This window comes from Rhodoferax sp. GW822-FHT02D07 (assembly GCF_058802405.1).
Map to the genome: position 1 here is coordinate 122,684 of NZ_JBXAOD010000007.1, position 14,310 is coordinate 136,993.

Genomic DNA, 14,310 nt, shown 5'->3' on the forward strand with positions numbered 1-14,310 from the left:
CACAGCCATGCACCCCTTCCACGGCCTGCAACTTGCCATCGACCTGGCCGAGCGCCAGCGCGATGCGCGCGCCCAGGCTGTGGCCCAGGCGCTCCAGCAGATCCAGCAGGGCCAGCAGCAGTTGCTGCAGTTGCAAAGCTATGCTAAGGACACCGATGCGCGTTGGATTCAGGGCCACACCGCCCAGCTTTCTGCGGAGCTGATACGCCACCACTACCAGTTTGTTGAACGCCTGCAGCACGCCATTGGCATGCAGGACGGCGTGATGGCCAATTTGGAGCGTCAAGCATTGCAGTGTCGCCAGGCGCTGGCCCAGGCCGAGATGCGCGTGGCGGGGCTCAGGCAGGTGTTGGACAAGCGCTTGCAGGCACGTGCCAGCGCCGAGCAGCGCCGCGAGCAGGCCCGTATGGATGAAATGGCGGCTTTGATGCACGCCCGCAACCGGGCCCTGGCCCGTATGGAGGACGCACGATGACAATCGAAACCGCACCCGCCGCCAACCCGGCACCGGCCAAGGCCCAGCAGGGCGCGAACAGCAGCAAGGCCAAGAACGGCGCGAATGATGCCGCCGCCAGCGGCGCCCAAGGCTTTCTGGCCCTGCTCTCGGCCGCCGACGATGCGTTGGCCCAGCCGGTAGACGGCGCTGTGCTGACCGATACCACACCGCAGGAAAGCGACACAGCCCAGCAACGCGACGCCGATGCCAGCACCCTGGCCGGCTGGTTGCTGGGCGTGGCGCCGGCGGCCAACACTGACGCTACCCAGCCCACCGAGGGTGTGGCCACGAACACCGCTGCCAAGGCACCAGGCGCCCAGCGCGCAGCCTGGGCCGCGCTGGAACCCGAGGCCGGCCAGGCCAAGCGCACGGCCCCGGCCGCAGGATCTGCCCACAAGGCTGGCCAGCCGCTGGCCACGGCGGAGCTGCAAAAGGGCGTGGACGCCTCCGCAGCAACCCAGACGACGCCCCAAGCCGCATCGCAGCTGCACGAAGAGATCGCCAAAAAGCTGCAGGAACTGCAGGCAGTACGCACGCCCGAGCCGGCGCAGACCGCCAGCAGCGTCGCCAAGGAAGCAGTGGCGGCTCTGGCCTCCACGGCCCAGGGCGAGCGCCGCGTGGCGGAGCCTCTGGGCGCCAAGCCGGTAGCGGCCGATCCGACCTATTTCCAAACCCAGTCCCTGGCCAGCTCCGCCCCCATGGGCATGGATGGCGTGGTGGCCAGCCAATCGGCCGCGCCGCTGGAGTCCTATGTGGCTGAGCAGGTGACCTACTGGGTCTCGCAGGATGTGCAGAATGCCGAGCTGACTATGGATGGCATGGGCTTCAGTCCGGTGCAGGTCAGCATCAGCATGCAGGGCAACGAGGCGCAGGTCGCCTTCCGTACCGACGAGCTGCAGGCGCGCCACGCCATCGAGAGTGCTTCCCAGCAGCTGCGCGACTCGCTGGAGCGCCAGGGCGTGATGCTGACCGGCATGTCGGTGGGCACCTCGGACGGCGGCGACGCCTCCGGCCAGGGGCGCCGCCCGCGCCAGGACGGCGCGCGTCAGGCCCAGGTGACCGCGCTGGCGCCGCTGTCGACAGATGTAGTGGCAAATCCCAGGGTTTCGCAGGGGCGGGCGCTGGATTTGTTTGTCTGAGGCGCTTTCTGTCAATAATGGGGACCAAGCGTGAATTCCCTGCCTTATTGGTGCTTAGACAGGGTTTTGTCCCGCAATAATTTGACTCAGCTCTGAACCAAGGATCTCACCGTGTCTGCAAAACCCGAAGCCACCGATGCCGCCCCGCCCGCCAAGAGCAAGAAGATGTTGATCATCATTGTGGCGGCGGTGCTGGTGCTCGTGATTGGCGCCGCCGTGGCCTTCTTCGTGATCAGCCGCCAGCACGCCAACACGGAGGATGGTGAGGAGCCCGCACATAAACCCGTGGCCGTGGCGCATGACCCCAAGGTCCCGCCAGCCTACCTGCCGCTGGACGCCATGGTGGTGAATCTGGCCGATCCCGGTGGTGAGCGCGTAGCACAGATTGGTATCACGCTGGAGGTGATGGATGCCAAGTCCTCGGACACGGTGAAGGCCTATCTGCCCACCATTCGCAGCGGCATCCTGCTACTGATCTCCCAGCGCACGGCCGATGAGCTGCTCAAGCCCGAGGGCAAGGAAAAGCTGGCCAAGGACATTCTGCGTGAGGCCGCTGTACCGTTTGGCGGCGGTGATGATGAGGAAGAGGATTCTGCGTCTTCGAAAAAGAAGAAGCGCCGTGGTCCCCCCGTGCAGTACCCCGTGGTGGGCGTGCTGTTCTCCAGCTTCATCGTGCAGTAAAGACATCTGGAAAGGCGTGAACAGGACTGAGCTATGAGTGAATCGTTTCTTTCCCAAGAGGAAGTTGATGCGCTCCTGGAAGGCGTTACTGGCGAGAGCCAGAAAACGGTCGAGGAGACGGCAGAGCACGGGGAGGTGCGCGCCTACAACATTTCCAGCCAGGAAAGAATTGTGCGTGGGCGCATGCCCACGATGGAAATCGTCAACGAGCGCTTTGCACGCAATCTGCGCGTAGGCCTGTTCAACTTCATCCGCCGCAGCCCCGAAATCTCGGTCGGCCCCGTGGCCGTCCAGCGTTACAGCGCCTTCTTGCGCGAGTTGGCGGTGCCCACCAACTTCAATATCGTGGCGATCCGACCGTTGCGCGGCAGTGGCCTCATCGTCTGCGAGCCGGCGCTGGTGTTCGGTGTCATCGATACGCTGTATGGCGGTATCGGCAAGTTCCAGACACGTATTGAGGGGCGTGACTTCTCGGCCACCGAACAGCGCGTGATCAACCGCTTGGTCGAAGTCATCACCACCGAGTACAAGAAAGCCTGGAAGGGCATTTACCCGCTGGAGCTGGACTACCAGCGTAGCGAAATGCAGCCGCAGTTCGCCAATATCGCCACGCCCAGCGAGATCGTGATCTCGACCTCGTTCCAGCTCGAAATCGGTGACATCACGGGCGCCATCCACTTCAGCTTCCCCTATTCCACGCTGGAGCCCATCCGTGATGTGCTCTACTCGTCCACTCAGGGCGATTCCATCGAGGTGGACCGACGCTGGGTCAATGTGCTCACGCGTGAGATTCAGGCCGCCGAAGTAACTATGGTGGCAGAACTGGCACGCGCCGACGCGACCGTGGAGCAACTGCTGGGCATGAAAAAAGGCGACTTCATCGAGCTCGAACGCCAGCCACGCATCCAGGCCACGGTCGACGGGGTGCCGATTTTCGAGTGCCAATACGGCACTCATAATTCAAAATACGCCATTCGCATAGAGAAAGCACTGCGCGGCAACGACCAAAACTGGTTGGGAGAACGAAATGGCATCTGAAGACAAACCGGAAGACACCGCGGGTGCCGCCGACGACGGCATGGCGGACTGGGCCGAGGCCCTGCTGGAGCAAAAGGCCACGGAAGCGGCGCCCGAGTCCGGCGGCCCGCTTTCTGGCGACGCGCCCAAACCCTTCACGGCCGGCGCCTCTGGTGACGGCCCCGTCAACGACATCAATATGGTGCTGGACATCCCGGTTCAGCTCTCGGTGGAGCTGGGCCGTACCAAGGTGCCGATCAAGCATATCCTGCAGCTGGGTCAGGGCTCGGTGGTGGAACTCGACGCACTCGCCGGCGAGCCCATGGACGTGCTGGTGAACGGTTATCTGATCGCGCAGGGCGAGGTGGTGGTGGTGAATGACAAGTTCGGTATCCGCCTGACCGATGTGGTCACGCCCTCCGAGCGCCTGCGCCGCGTCAGCAAGAACTGAGCTGGGACCATGACCCAGCAACTGCTCTTGATAGGGGCCTTTCTGGCCCTGCTCGCGGCCCTGCCGTGGGCGTTGCGCCGTCTCAGAAACCGTATGGTGGACGGGCCACTGCCCCTGAATGGCCAAAGCCGCTTTATTTCCGCCGTGGCCGTGGGCCCCACGCAGCGCGTGGTGACAGTGGAGGTAGGTCCAGAGAACGAGCGGGTTTGGCTCACCGTGGGCGTTACGGCCCAGTCGGTCACCTGTCTGCACACCGCGCCGGCCCCCGGCCAGGCGCCGCGCGCATGATGGGGTGGCACAAAATGGTGCGCCGGGGCCTGCTGGCCCTGAGTCTGGTCGGTGCTTCCGCGTTTGCGCAAACCCAGGGCCAACTGCCGCTGCTGGTGGGTACGGGTCAGGGCGGGATGAGTTTTTCGGTCCCGATTCAGACCCTGCTGTTCTTCACAGCCCTGTCCTTTATCCCGGCCGTGCTGCTCATGATGACCAGCTTCACGCGCATCGTGATCGTGCTCTCGCTCCTGCGCCAGGCGCTGGGCACGCAGTCTTCTCCGCCCAATCAGGTCATTGTCGGCCTCTCGCTGTTCCTTACGCTGTTTGTCATGGGCCCGGTGTTCGACCGCATCTACGCGGACGCTTACGAGCCCTATTCGCGCAACGCGATCTCCTTCGAGCAGGCGCTGGTCAAGGCCGAGGTGCCGCTGCGCGGCTTCATGGTCAAACAGACCCGGCAGTCGGACTTCTCGTTGTTTGCCAAGCTGGCCAAACTACCCACGGATGTGACTGCTGAGACCGCGCCGTTTCGCGTGCTGGTTCCGGCCTTTGTGATCAGCGAGCTCAAGTCGGCCTTCCAGATCGGCTTCATGATCTTCATCCCCTTCCTGGTCATCGACATCGTGGTGGCCAGCGTGCTGATGTCGCTGGGCATGATGATGTTGTCGCCGGTGCTGGTAGCGCTACCGTTCAAGCTCATGCTGTTTGTGCTGGCCGATGGCTGGAATCTGCTCATAGGCTCCCTGGCCGCCAGTTTTGTCACCTAGAGGGCCCCGCCATGAATGCCCAAACCGTTTTGACTCTGGGGCAAGAAGCCCTGCTGATGTTGCTCATGGTGTCTTCACCTGTGCTGGGCGCGGCCCTGCTGGTGGGGCTGCTGGTCAGCCTGTTCCAGGCGGTGACCCAGATCCATGAAGCCACGCTGGCCTTTGTGCCCAAGCTGGTGGCTGTGATCGCCGTGTTTGCGATTGCGGGCCCTTGGATGCTGACCATGCTGGTCGAGTACATACGCCGCATGATCGAGGCGATTCCGGGCTCTGTTGTCTAAGCCATGTTTGGGTTCACCGAGGCGCAGATACTGGCTTGGTTGTCGCCCATTCTGTGGCCCTTGCTGCGCGTGCTGGCGGTGTTCACCTCGGCGCCGGTGCTGTCATCTCGTTCTGTTCCCGTGCGCGTCAAGATCGCGCTCTCCCTGCTGGTGGCGCTGGCCTGCCAAGCCACCATCCCGTCTTCGTTGGACTACAGCATCGCCTCGCCCGACGCCATGGGCGTAGTCATGCAGCAGGTGCTCATAGGCCTGTCCATCGGTTTTGCCGTGCGCTTGGTATTTGCCGCTATGGAACTGGCTGGCGAGGTAGTGGGCTTTCAGATGGGATTGAACTTTGCTGCTTTTTTTGACCCATCATTGAACTCGCAAAGCAGTGCCGTAGCGCGCTTTTACGGACAGATGGCGACGCTGCTGTTCGTGGTGCTCAACGGCCACATCATGGTCATCATGGCAGTGACCAAGAGTTTCGAGGCCTTTCCCGTGAGCCCGCATTTTTTGCAGGCCATGGCTTCCATGCAGCTTTATCGCCTAGGCACTGACCTGTTTGCCAGTGCTCTGTGGATTTCTCTGCCCGTAGTGGGCATGCTGCTGTTTGTCAATCTGGCGCTGGGCGTGATCTCGCGCGTGGCGCCGCAGATCAATATCTTTGCCGTGGGCTTTCCGGTCACCCTGGTGGTGGGCATTGTGGGGATCGCCGTGACCCTGCCCACGCTGGACCAGCCCATGATTGCACTCATGGAAAAGGCGATCGCGGTCTTTGCCGGTTCTTAAACGAGGCCGTTGCGGATGGCGTAGACGGCCAGCTCCGCATTGTTACTGAGGCTGAGCTTCTCCAGCAGGCGGGCGCGGTAGACGCTGACCGTTTTGGGGCTCAGCATGAGTTCCTCTGCAATATCGCTGAGCCGTTTTCCGGAGGCAATCTTCAGCAGAGTCTGCAGTTCGCGTTCAGACAGGCGCGAATGAAGGGACTCGGCGCTGGGGTTTGCAAGCTGGTCGACCAGCATCTCAGACACCGTGGGGGTGACATAACGGCGCCCCTTGGCCACTACCCTCACCGCTTCCACAAGTTCGCCTGGGTCGCCGGCTTTGTTCAGATAGCCGTGGGCGCCGGCCTTGAGGCTGCGCAGCGCGTACTGGTCTTCGGAGAACATGGAGACCACCAGGACCTTGATCTCCGGGTGACTTTCCTGGATGGAGGCCAGAATCTCCAGCCCGCCGCGCCCGGGCAGATTCAGGTCAAGAATCAGCACATCGCACGGAGCGCCGCGCAGCGCCTCCTTGAGTTCGGGGTAGCTGCCCGATTCGGCTACCACCTTCATGTCCACGTGCTCGGACAGCGTGTCCCGTATGCCACGACGGATCATGGCGTGGTCATCGCAGAGAACCACCTGGATCATGTGCTGGACTCCAATGGCACGGTCAATGTGATGACTGTGCCTTGGTGATTGATGGAGCTCACGTCGAGCCATCCACCCACCGACTTGGCGCGCTCGGCCAAGCCGCGCAGGCCGTAGGAATGGGGTTTCTTGAGCGCCTCGCCCTCGATGCCGGGGCCAGTGTCGGCGATTTCCACCGTCAAAGTGCCGCCCAGGTTGGAGATGTCGATGCGTACATCACTGCCGCCGGCGTATTTGGATGCGTTGGTCAGCGCCTCCTGCGTGGTGCGATAGGCGCTGAGCATGATGTCTGGGGAGAGGTGCATGTTTTCGGAGCTGGCAAATACCTGGGCCCGGGCAGCGGTGCGTTTCTCGAAGTCCTGGGCCAGCCACTGGATGGAGGGCACCAGGCCCTGATCCAGGATGGCCGGGCGCAGATTGCGCATGATGCGCTGGCTGGCTTGGGCTGCGTGCATGGCCATTTCATTGGCTGTGGCGATGTGCTGGCGCTGGTGGTCATCCTCGGTGTGACGGGCCAGCCAGCCAAGGTCCAGGCGGATGGCAGCCAGTGCTCCGCCTATGTCGTCATGAATTTCTCGTGCAATCGACGCCCGCTCGCGCTCAATGGCGGTTTGTAAATAGCCGGCCAGCTCGGAAATACGTTGTTCGGATAAGGCTAGTTCCTTGTCAGCCTTTTCTTTGGCCAGTTTGATGGCATGCAGCTGCAGCGTACGCTGCACGACACGGGGCAGGGTGGTTATTTCATCCTTGTGCAGGTAATCGCTGATGCCCAACTGGATAGCCTCCACTGCCGCAGCCTCACCAATAGTGCCCGAGAGCAGGATGAACGGAAGGCCTGCTTGGCTGTCAGTGGCACAGTTCCACGCGTCGATGGCGGTGAATCCGCCCAGGCGGTAGTCCGCGATCACCAGATGGTGTGTGTTCTGTGCGAGTGCCTGCTCAAATGACTCCAGCGTTTCAACCCGCTGCCATTGGATCGCCAACCCGGCCTTGGACAAGGCCCGGGTGGCAAGTTGATGATCCACAGGAGAATCTTCCAGATGGAGAATATGGACGGCATTCCCGCTGGAGTTTGTGGCAGGGTTTGTCGATATCATGGTGTCTCTATGGTAATCACTTAGAGGCATGCTCCATAAATCGCGCGGAGTGTGCATGAATCCTGCTAACCTACTGGCGAGATCCCGGTTTTGTGATTCACAAGGACGTTGCGGCTTGGTATAAAGACAGGCAAAGAGGAAAAAACGATGGAACCTTCGCCGAATTCGTCTGCTGCTCCAGCCGTGCAACTGCCGGTCATGCTGGTCGCAGAGGTGCAGGACTCGCTGTTGGTTGTCGTGCACGATTTGACACGGCTGGACGGTTTGCTGGCGCACACCATGGAAAACCTCATGGAGCGGTTCACAGCCGCGAGTGCCAATTTGGCTTCTCCTGGTTTGGCCGACTCCTTAGAGCTTGAGCAGGCGCGCAGCACATTGCGTGCCGCAGTCACCGAGCTGCAATTTCAGGACATGGCTTCCCAGCTCATCGTCCATACCTCCAAAATTCTTCAGGGATGCGCCTACCGCTTGGCTTCAGAGTCCATGGGCGGTGAGGATGGTGATGCCGTTCCCTTTGTGGAAGAGGTGCCTGAGCGCCCCAATCCCGTGACACAAGACGAAATGGATGCTGGATCCATTGAGTTGTTTTGATTTGAATCGCACTTTTAGTGGAATTTTTCGGAGTCTTTCATGCCTTTAATTCTTGCCGTTGATGACTCTCCCTCCATGCGGAAAATGGTGTCCTTTACTTTGACCGGCGCCGGTTACCAAGTGGTGGAGGCTGTGGATGGACAGGATGCGTATGAAAAGGCGCAAGCCCAGACCTTTGATCTGGTGCTGACAGACCAGAACATGCCGCGTCTGGACGGTTTAGGCCTGACGCGCAAGCTGCGCGAGCATCCCCAATTCAAGAGCACGCCCATTCTGATGCTGACTACCGAGTCCAGTGATTTGATGAAGCAGGCTGGGCGAGCAGCCGGAGCGACGGGCTGGCTGGTCAAACCCTTTGACCCTGCGCGCTTGCTGGATGTCATCAAGAAAGTGATTCGTTGAGGTCAGCGCGTTTCGTTGGAGCGCAGAAAACAGGAGACACACATGGCTGAAACGCATGCTGAAGGCGGGGCTGGCGGGGACTTTGACCTCAGTCAGTTCTATCAAATCTTCTTCGAGGAGGCCGGAGAAAACCTCGATCAGATGGAGCAGATGCTGCTCAATTTGAACTTGGAGACGGCTGACGACGAAGAGCTCAACGGCATTTTTCGCTGTGCCCACTCCGTCAAGGGCGGGGCTGCGACCTTTGGCTTTGCCGACGTTGCGGAGTTGACGCACCAGATGGAGTCCTTGTTGGATCGTCTGCGTCGTCACGAACTTCAACCCACTTCAGCGATGGTTGATGTGCTGCTGGAATCTGCAGACGCATCGCGCAGCTTGTTGGCTCGCCACCAGGCCGGTGGTGAGGGGGAAGCTTTGGAAACCTCGGATCTGGTTCGTCGTATCAGCGAACTCGCCGCTGGAGGTGCTACTGTTGCGGCGCCTGCACCCAAACCGGCACCAGCGCCCACACCTGTGGCCGCTGCGCCGGTGGTTCCCGCACCAGCACCTAAGCCGGCCGCCGCCGGTGGCGCACGTTCCCTGCAGATCAGCATTGGGCCGCTGGACCGTCCTGAGCAGGCTGATGCCATCCAAGAGCTGTTTCGCGATATTCCTGGCTTGGGCACTATCAAGGCCGCCGCCAGCGCGCGCTCCGATGTGCGCGTGTTTGACGTGGAGACTGCATCTACGGATGACGACTTACTCGACCTGTTTGCCTTCCATGTAGCCCGGGAAAAGGTCTCTGTGACCGAGCGTGCGGAGGCGTCGGCGTCATCTGTACCGGAGGCCGTCGCGGCCGAGCCGGCCGGATTTGGATTTTTCGACGGGTCGCCGGGTGCGCCCCAGGCCCACGCCGCGCAGGAAGTTGCCGTGGTTGCTGTGCCCGTTGCCGCCGAGCATTCGCCGGTCAAAGCCGCCGCGGGCAAGGCCTCTGCGGCTGCGGCGGCCCAACCTGAAGCCGCCACTATTCGCGTGGCCATCAGCAAGGTCGACCAGCTTATTAACTTGGTGGGCGAACTGGTGATTACCCAGGCCATGTTGGCGCAAAACAGCCGTGCGCTGGACCCCGCTGTCTACCAGCAGCTGCTGACCGGCTTGGCCGATCTGGACCGCAACACGCGTGACCTGCAAGAGTCGGTGATGTCGATCCGCATGATCCCCATGTCCATCGTGTTCAGCCGCTTCCCGCGAATGCTGCGCGATCTGGCCAGCAAGCTCGGCAAGAAGGTGGACTTTGTCACTCAGGGGGAAGCCACCGAACTCGACAAGGGTCTGGTGGAAAAGATCACAGACCCGCTGACCCACCTGGTGCGCAACAGCTGCGACCATGGCGTGGAAATGCCGGCCGAGCGGATTGCCGCCGGCAAGTCCGAGACCGGCACCATCACGCTGTCGGCTTCGCACCAGGGCGGCTCCATCGTGATTGAGGTGCGCGACGATGGCCGTGGTCTCTCGCGTCCCAAGATTTTGGCCAAAGCGCGAGAGCGGGGGCTGGATGTCTCCGACCAGATGAGCGATGCCGAAGTCTGGCAGCTTATCTTTGCCCCGGGCTTTTCCACTGCGGCAGTGGTGACAGATGTGTCTGGCCGTGGCGTTGGTATGGACGTAGTCAAGAAGAACATTGCTGCCCTCAACGGAACGGTAGAGATTGATTCTGCCGAGGGCTATGGCATGAAGGTCTCAGTGCGTCTGCCGCTGACCCTCGCCATCATGGATGGCATGTCGGTGGGCGTGGGCGAAGAGGTATACATCCTGCCTCTTTCCTCTGTGGTCGAGTCCTTCCAGGTCAAGGCCGATGCGGTGAGCACCGTGGGCCAGGGCTCGCAGTTGGTGAAGGTACGCGACGAATATATGCCGGTGATCGAACTGGAGAAGGTATTCCAGATACCGCGCTTCGATTTCGAACGCTCTAGTGACATCATGGTTGTGGTGGAAGCCGAAGGCAGCCGAGTGGCCCTCTTGGTCGACGAGCTGCTGGGCCAACAGCAGGTGGTGGTGAAGAACCTTGAGTCCAATTACCGCAAGGTGCCCAATGTGTCGGGCGCCACCATTCTGGGCGACGGCAAGGTGGCCCTCATTCTGGACACGGGTGCCTTGGTGCGACGTTCGCGCCACTGAGCACGTACGCTAGATTTGCCAGGAGAAGAATATGGGAATGATGGACAAACTGAACGAACTCACGGCCTCTGGTGCACGGGAATATCTGACCTTTCGCCTAGACCAAGAGGAGTATGGAATCGACATCCTCAAGGTCCAGGAAATCCGTGGCTACGAACCCCCGACCCGGGTGGCCAATGCGCCCAATTTCATCAAGGGCGTAGTGAATCTGCGCGGCACCATTGTTCCCATCGTGGACATGCGCCTGAAGTTCAACTGCTCGAAGGCAGAGTACAACTCCTTCACCGTGGTCATCGTGCTCAACCTGCGCAGCCGCATCGTGGGCATCGTGGTGGATTCAGTGAGTGACGTCATGGAGTTGCCGCCCGAGAACCTCAAGTCCGCGCCCGATATTGACAGTGTGATCGACAGCGCCGCCGTGCTGGGGCTGGGCTCCATCGGTGAGCGCATGCTGATTCTGCTGGACATCGAGCGCCTGATGTCTGCGCCGGAGATGGGACTGGTCAGCTCCACGGAGTAATTGCCGCCAGCATTGGACGGGACCTGAGGGCTTATTTGGTATGGCTTTGCAAACATCCGTCGGATCTGGCGATATGCAGGGGCGGGAGTTTGCGTGGACGAATTCGGATTTTGACCATGTGCAAAAGCTCATCTACCAGCGCGCGGGCATCAGCCTGCACGATGGCAAGCATGCCATGGTCTACAGCCGGCTATCTCGCCGTCTGCGCGACACAGGGCACAACAGTTTCAAGGAGTACTTGAGCTGGCTGGAGGCTTCTGACGGTCCTGAGTGGCAGGAGTTCGTCAATGCGCTGACTACCAACCTGACCTCATTCTTCCGGGAGCACCATCACTTCGAGATACTGACTGACTTTCTCAAAGCGCGGCATGGCTCAGCGGAATGTCGCATCTGGTGTAGTGCAGCTTCCACCGGGGAGGAGCCTTACTCGATCGCGATGACTGCGTCTGAGGCGCTGGGGAAATCCCGCTTCTCTTTGCATGCCAGCGACATCGACTCGAAGGTTCTGGCGACAGCGGCGCAGGGCGTGTACCGCTCCGAGGGGCTCAAAGGCGTGCCGGCGGAGATGGTTCGCAAATTCTTTCTGCGTGGCAAGGCTGGCAATGCGGGGCTGGTCCGCGTCAAGCCCGAGCTGCGCAATGTTATCGAATTCCTTATCGTCAACCTCATCAAGGACGACTGGCCGTTTCGTGACCCATTTGACGTGGTGTTTTGCCGCAACGTGATGATTTACTTTGACGCGGCAACCCAGCGACGGGTGCTGGAGAAAATTCACCGCGTCATGAAGCCCGGTGGATTGCTGTTTGTCGGGCATGCGGAGAATTTCAGCGATTCGCGAGATCTGTTTGTGCTCAAGGGCAAGACGGTCTACGAGCGCTGCCGCTGAGCAGGTAGTGAAGGTCGATCAACTGTTTGGACACAACGACACATGATTACAAACTCCAATGGTTCGGCTTCCAGTGTGGTACGTGTGAGTCCAGCTCTGCCTTTGGCAGGAAAGCCGCTTGCGAATGGGCGCGTGTCACGCATCGACCATCTGAAGGCGCAGCCCCGTAAGCCCGGTGAAGCGTCGTTCTTCTACGCGGACCATCACTTCCAGTACGACGCAGTCAAGGTGTTGCCGGGCGAGTACTACGTCTCCAATGAAGATCTTGTCGTCATGACCGTGCTGGGCTCTTGCATCGCGGCCTGCATCTGGGACGGCAAGGCGCGTACTGGGGGCATGAACCACTTTATGCTGCCAGATGGCGATGGCGCTGATGGCTCTGGCCGCTATGGTTCCTATGCCATGGAGTTGCTGATCAACGAAATGCTCAAGCTCGGCGCACGACGTGAGACCATGCAGGCCAAGATTTTTGGTGGTGCCCAAGTCATGGCGGGTTTCACCACCATGAACGTGGGCGAGCGCAATACCAAGTTTGTGTTGGATTACCTCGCTACCGAGCGCATTCCCGTGGTTTCGCAGGATGTGTTGGACATCCATCCGCGCAAAGTCTGTTTTTTCCCAGTAAGTGGCAAGGCTTTGGTCAAACGCTTGGCACACTCCCACCCCGAAACTCTGGCCGTGGAAGAGCGGCGTGGTAATGCCGCATCGGTGGCCAAGTCGACATCGGGTGGTTCGATTGATTTGTTTTGAGTTGTGAATGAAGAAAATTCGTGTAGTCGTAGTCGATGACTCCGCGCTAGTGCGTAGCCTGTTGGCGGAGATCATTAACAAACAATCCGATATGGAGTGCGTTGGCGCGGCCAATGACCCCTTGATTGCGCGCGAGATGATCCGGGAGCTCAACCCCGACGTGATCACGCTCGACATTGAGATGCCGAAAATGGACGGCATTGATTTTTTGGGTCGGCTCATGCGTCTGCGCCCCATGCCGGTTGTCATGATCTCCACACTGACTGAGCGTGGCGCCGAAGTCACCATGCGTGCGCTGGAGCTTGGCGCGGTTGACTTTGTCGCCAAGCCGCGTATTGGCCTAGTGGACGGCATGAAGGAGTTGGCAGGCAATATCGTTGACAAAATCCGTGTAGCGGCGTCTGCCAAGGTTCAGAGAATGGCACCCGTGGCAGGTGCTGCGTCGTCGTCTCCATCGTCTACTGGTGTGGCGCTTGCTCCACTCGGGCGGGTTTCCACCGAAAAGCTGGTGTTCATTGGTGCCTCTACCGGCGGCACCGAAGCCATTAAGGAAATCCTGACGCGCCTGCCGGCGGACTCTCCTGGCGTGGTGATTACCCAGCACATGCCACCCGGTTTCACGACGAGCTTTGCTGCGCGTCTGAACGGGTTATGCCAGATCACGGTGCAAGAAGCAGTCCATGGCACACGCGTGCTACCGGGTCATGCCTATATTGCGCCGGGTGGCCGACAGTTCCGTGTCGAGAAAAGTGGCGCTAACTACGTCTGTGTGGTGGAAGAGGGCGAGTTGGTGAATCGTCACCGACCTTCTGTGGAGGTGCTATTCCGATCGGCCGCCAAGGTGGTGGGGCGCAATGCCTTTGGCATCATGCTGACGGGTATGGGCAATGACGGTGCGAGGGCCATGAAGGAAATGAAGGACGCCGGCAGCTACAACTACGTGCAGGACGAAGCGAGCTGTATCGTATTTGGCATGCCGCGCGAAGCCATCCTGAGTGGTGCGGCCGATGAAATCCTTCCCTTGTTGGAAATAGCCCCCGCGCTTCTCCAGCGCCTCAAAGGCAGTTCAGACCGATACCGCGTTTAAGCTGTGCTACACTGCGCCCCCGCTTGTGATTCAGCAAGTGGGGTCAGTCAAAAATTCTTTTGTTTGATTTGACGATGCACTAAAAAGTGTGTCATAATTCAAGGCTTCGCTGATCGCAGCAAGGCAGGCGAAACAAGGTAAAAATTGTTTCGGATCATTAAAAATTTACAGCCGATAAGCGTGGGCGTTTGAAGGTAGTTGCCAAGTTCTTTGGAACTAAGTCGCAAGACTTTAAACGCTCATGAATTAAAAAGATGTGATGTTTTTGTCAAAGAAAATATTCACGTCGATTCCAATTTATGAGTTGCTCGAAAGAGCGAA

At 60.0% G+C, this 14,310-nt stretch carries 18 protein-coding genes; 16 read left to right on the forward strand and 2 right to left on the reverse strand.

From position 1 onward, the window contains the following. The first annotated feature begins 7 nt into the window (after positions 1–7). The 9 genes from fliJ to fliR all read left to right on the forward strand — a co-directional run bounded on the left by fliJ (position 8) and on the right by fliR (position 5,873). Positions 8–475, forward strand: coding sequence for a flagellar export protein FliJ (gene fliJ / locus AC1RNN_RS15895; RefSeq protein ID WP_493090168.1), 468 nt, complete (start codon positions 8–10; stop codon positions 473–475). Beyond that, the gene (locus tag AC1RNN_RS15900) at positions 472–1,635 is read left to right on the forward strand and encodes a flagellar hook-length control protein FliK (RefSeq protein WP_493090167.1); all 1,164 of its coding nucleotides are present in this window, start codon (positions 472–474) and stop codon (positions 1,633–1,635) included. Before fliJ ends, AC1RNN_RS15900 begins: the two co-directional genes overlap by 4 nt. A 111-nt stretch (positions 1,636–1,746) precedes the next feature. After that, on the forward strand, positions 1,747–2,316 hold the full coding sequence (locus AC1RNN_RS15905; RefSeq protein WP_493090166.1) for a flagellar basal body-associated FliL family protein: 570 nt from the start codon (positions 1,747–1,749) through the stop codon (positions 2,314–2,316). A gap of 33 nt (positions 2,317–2,349) precedes the next feature. Then, positions 2,350–3,354, forward strand: a complete 1,005-nt coding sequence (fliM, locus tag AC1RNN_RS15910; RefSeq protein WP_493090165.1) for a flagellar motor switch protein FliM — start codon at positions 2,350–2,352, stop codon at positions 3,352–3,354. Next, on the forward strand, positions 3,344–3,784 hold the full coding sequence (fliN, locus tag AC1RNN_RS15915) for a flagellar motor switch protein FliN (RefSeq protein ID WP_493090164.1): 441 nt from the start codon (positions 3,344–3,346) through the stop codon (positions 3,782–3,784). The genes fliM and fliN overlap by 11 nt, the downstream gene beginning before the upstream one ends. 9 nt (positions 3,785–3,793) lie before the next feature. After that, entirely contained in the window at positions 3,794–4,072 is a 279-nt protein-coding gene (locus AC1RNN_RS15920; RefSeq protein WP_493090163.1) for a flagellar biosynthetic protein FliO, read from the forward strand. Then, positions 4,072–4,821, forward strand: a complete 750-nt coding sequence (gene fliP / locus AC1RNN_RS15925) for a flagellar type III secretion system pore protein FliP (protein WP_493090162.1) — start codon at positions 4,072–4,074, stop codon at positions 4,819–4,821. Before AC1RNN_RS15920 ends, fliP begins: the two co-directional genes overlap by 1 nt. 11 nt (positions 4,822–4,832) lie before the next feature. Further along, positions 4,833–5,102 carry a flagellar biosynthesis protein FliQ gene (fliQ, locus tag AC1RNN_RS15930; protein ID WP_493090161.1) on the forward strand — a complete coding sequence of 90 codons (270 nt, stop codon included), beginning with the start codon at positions 4,833–4,835 and terminating at the stop codon, positions 5,100–5,102. Positions 5,103–5,105: 3 nt separating this feature from the next. Next, entirely contained in the window at positions 5,106–5,873 is a 768-nt protein-coding gene (gene fliR, locus AC1RNN_RS15935; protein WP_493090160.1) for a flagellar biosynthetic protein FliR, read from the forward strand. Here the strand turns inward: fliR and AC1RNN_RS15940 are convergent. Together AC1RNN_RS15940 and AC1RNN_RS15945 are read right to left on the reverse strand one after the other, a co-directional pair. After that, the gene (locus AC1RNN_RS15940; protein WP_493090159.1) at positions 5,870–6,499 is read right to left on the reverse strand and encodes a response regulator; all 630 of its coding nucleotides are present in this window, start codon (positions 6,497–6,499) and stop codon (positions 5,870–5,872) included. The two genes, fliR and AC1RNN_RS15940, sit on opposite strands and share 4 nt — an antisense overlap. Beyond that, positions 6,496–7,653 carry a sensor histidine kinase gene (locus AC1RNN_RS15945; protein WP_493137465.1) on the reverse strand — a complete coding sequence of 386 codons (1,158 nt, stop codon included), beginning with the start codon at positions 7,651–7,653 and terminating at the stop codon, positions 6,496–6,498. Before AC1RNN_RS15945 ends, AC1RNN_RS15940 begins: the two co-directional genes overlap by 4 nt. 90 nt (positions 7,654–7,743) lie before the next feature. On the opposite strand from AC1RNN_RS15945, the gene AC1RNN_RS15950 reads away from it, so the two are divergent. From AC1RNN_RS15950 to AC1RNN_RS15980, 7 genes are read left to right on the forward strand one after another with little or no spacing between them, the layout of a single operon-like run. Beyond that, a complete protein-coding gene (locus tag AC1RNN_RS15950) occupies positions 7,744–8,187 on the forward strand; it encodes a hypothetical protein (RefSeq protein ID WP_493090157.1) in 444 nt (147 codons plus the stop codon). 39 nt (positions 8,188–8,226) lie between these two features. Beyond that, complete coding sequence (locus tag AC1RNN_RS15955; protein WP_493090156.1) at positions 8,227–8,589, forward strand: response regulator; 363 nt, start codon at positions 8,227–8,229, stop codon at positions 8,587–8,589. 42 nt (positions 8,590–8,631) lie between these two features. Continuing rightward, positions 8,632–10,746, forward strand: coding sequence for a chemotaxis protein CheA (locus tag AC1RNN_RS15960; protein ID WP_493090155.1), 2,115 nt, complete (start codon positions 8,632–8,634; stop codon positions 10,744–10,746). A 31-nt stretch (positions 10,747–10,777) separates the two neighbouring features. Further along, a complete protein-coding gene (locus AC1RNN_RS15965) occupies positions 10,778–11,266 on the forward strand; it encodes a chemotaxis protein CheW (protein WP_493090154.1) in 489 nt (162 codons plus the stop codon). 40 nt (positions 11,267–11,306) lie between these two features. Beyond that, positions 11,307–12,152, forward strand: coding sequence for a CheR family methyltransferase (locus AC1RNN_RS15970; protein ID WP_493090153.1), 846 nt, complete (start codon positions 11,307–11,309; stop codon positions 12,150–12,152). Between the two features lie 42 nt (positions 12,153–12,194). Then, a complete protein-coding gene (cheD, locus tag AC1RNN_RS15975) occupies positions 12,195–12,902 on the forward strand; it encodes a chemoreceptor glutamine deamidase CheD (RefSeq protein ID WP_493090152.1) in 708 nt (235 codons plus the stop codon). Between the two features lie 7 nt (positions 12,903–12,909). Then, entirely contained in the window at positions 12,910–13,989 is a 1,080-nt protein-coding gene (locus AC1RNN_RS15980; protein ID WP_493090151.1) for a protein-glutamate methylesterase/protein-glutamine glutaminase, read from the forward strand. Positions 13,990–14,310 lie beyond the last annotated feature (321 nt).

Coding starts and splice junctions, on each gene's coding strand:
- fliM (WP_493090165.1), top strand. CDS start 2,350: ATGAGTGAATCGTTTCTTTCCCAAGAGGAAGTTGATGCGCTCCTGGAA.
- AC1RNN_RS15970 (WP_493090153.1), top strand. CDS start 11,307: ATGGCTTTGCAAACATCCGTCGGATCTGGCGATATGCAGGGGCGGGAG.
- cheD (WP_493090152.1), top strand. CDS start 12,195: ATGATTACAAACTCCAATGGTTCGGCTTCCAGTGTGGTACGTGTGAGT.
- AC1RNN_RS15940 (WP_493090159.1), bottom strand. CDS start 6,499: ATGATCCAGGTGGTTCTCTGCGATGACCACGCCATGATCCGTCGTGGC.
- AC1RNN_RS15960 (WP_493090155.1), top strand. CDS start 8,632: ATGGCTGAAACGCATGCTGAAGGCGGGGCTGGCGGGGACTTTGACCTC.
- AC1RNN_RS15965 (WP_493090154.1), top strand. CDS start 10,778: ATGGGAATGATGGACAAACTGAACGAACTCACGGCCTCTGGTGCACGG.
- fliN (WP_493090164.1), top strand. CDS start 3,344: ATGGCATCTGAAGACAAACCGGAAGACACCGCGGGTGCCGCCGACGAC.
- fliQ (WP_493090161.1), top strand. CDS start 4,833: ATGAATGCCCAAACCGTTTTGACTCTGGGGCAAGAAGCCCTGCTGATG.
- AC1RNN_RS15980 (WP_493090151.1), top strand. CDS start 12,910: ATGAAGAAAATTCGTGTAGTCGTAGTCGATGACTCCGCGCTAGTGCGT.
- AC1RNN_RS15920 (WP_493090163.1), top strand. CDS start 3,794: ATGACCCAGCAACTGCTCTTGATAGGGGCCTTTCTGGCCCTGCTCGCG.
- fliP (WP_493090162.1), top strand. CDS start 4,072: ATGGGGTGGCACAAAATGGTGCGCCGGGGCCTGCTGGCCCTGAGTCTG.
- AC1RNN_RS15945 (WP_493137465.1), bottom strand. CDS start 7,653: ATGCACACTCCGCGCGATTTATGGAGCATGCCTCTAAGTGATTACCAT.
- AC1RNN_RS15950 (WP_493090157.1), top strand. CDS start 7,744: ATGGAACCTTCGCCGAATTCGTCTGCTGCTCCAGCCGTGCAACTGCCG.
- fliJ (WP_493090168.1), top strand. CDS start 8: ATGCACCCCTTCCACGGCCTGCAACTTGCCATCGACCTGGCCGAGCGC.
- AC1RNN_RS15900 (WP_493090167.1), top strand. CDS start 472: ATGACAATCGAAACCGCACCCGCCGCCAACCCGGCACCGGCCAAGGCC.
- fliR (WP_493090160.1), top strand. CDS start 5,106: ATGTTTGGGTTCACCGAGGCGCAGATACTGGCTTGGTTGTCGCCCATT.
- AC1RNN_RS15955 (WP_493090156.1), top strand. CDS start 8,227: ATGCCTTTAATTCTTGCCGTTGATGACTCTCCCTCCATGCGGAAAATG.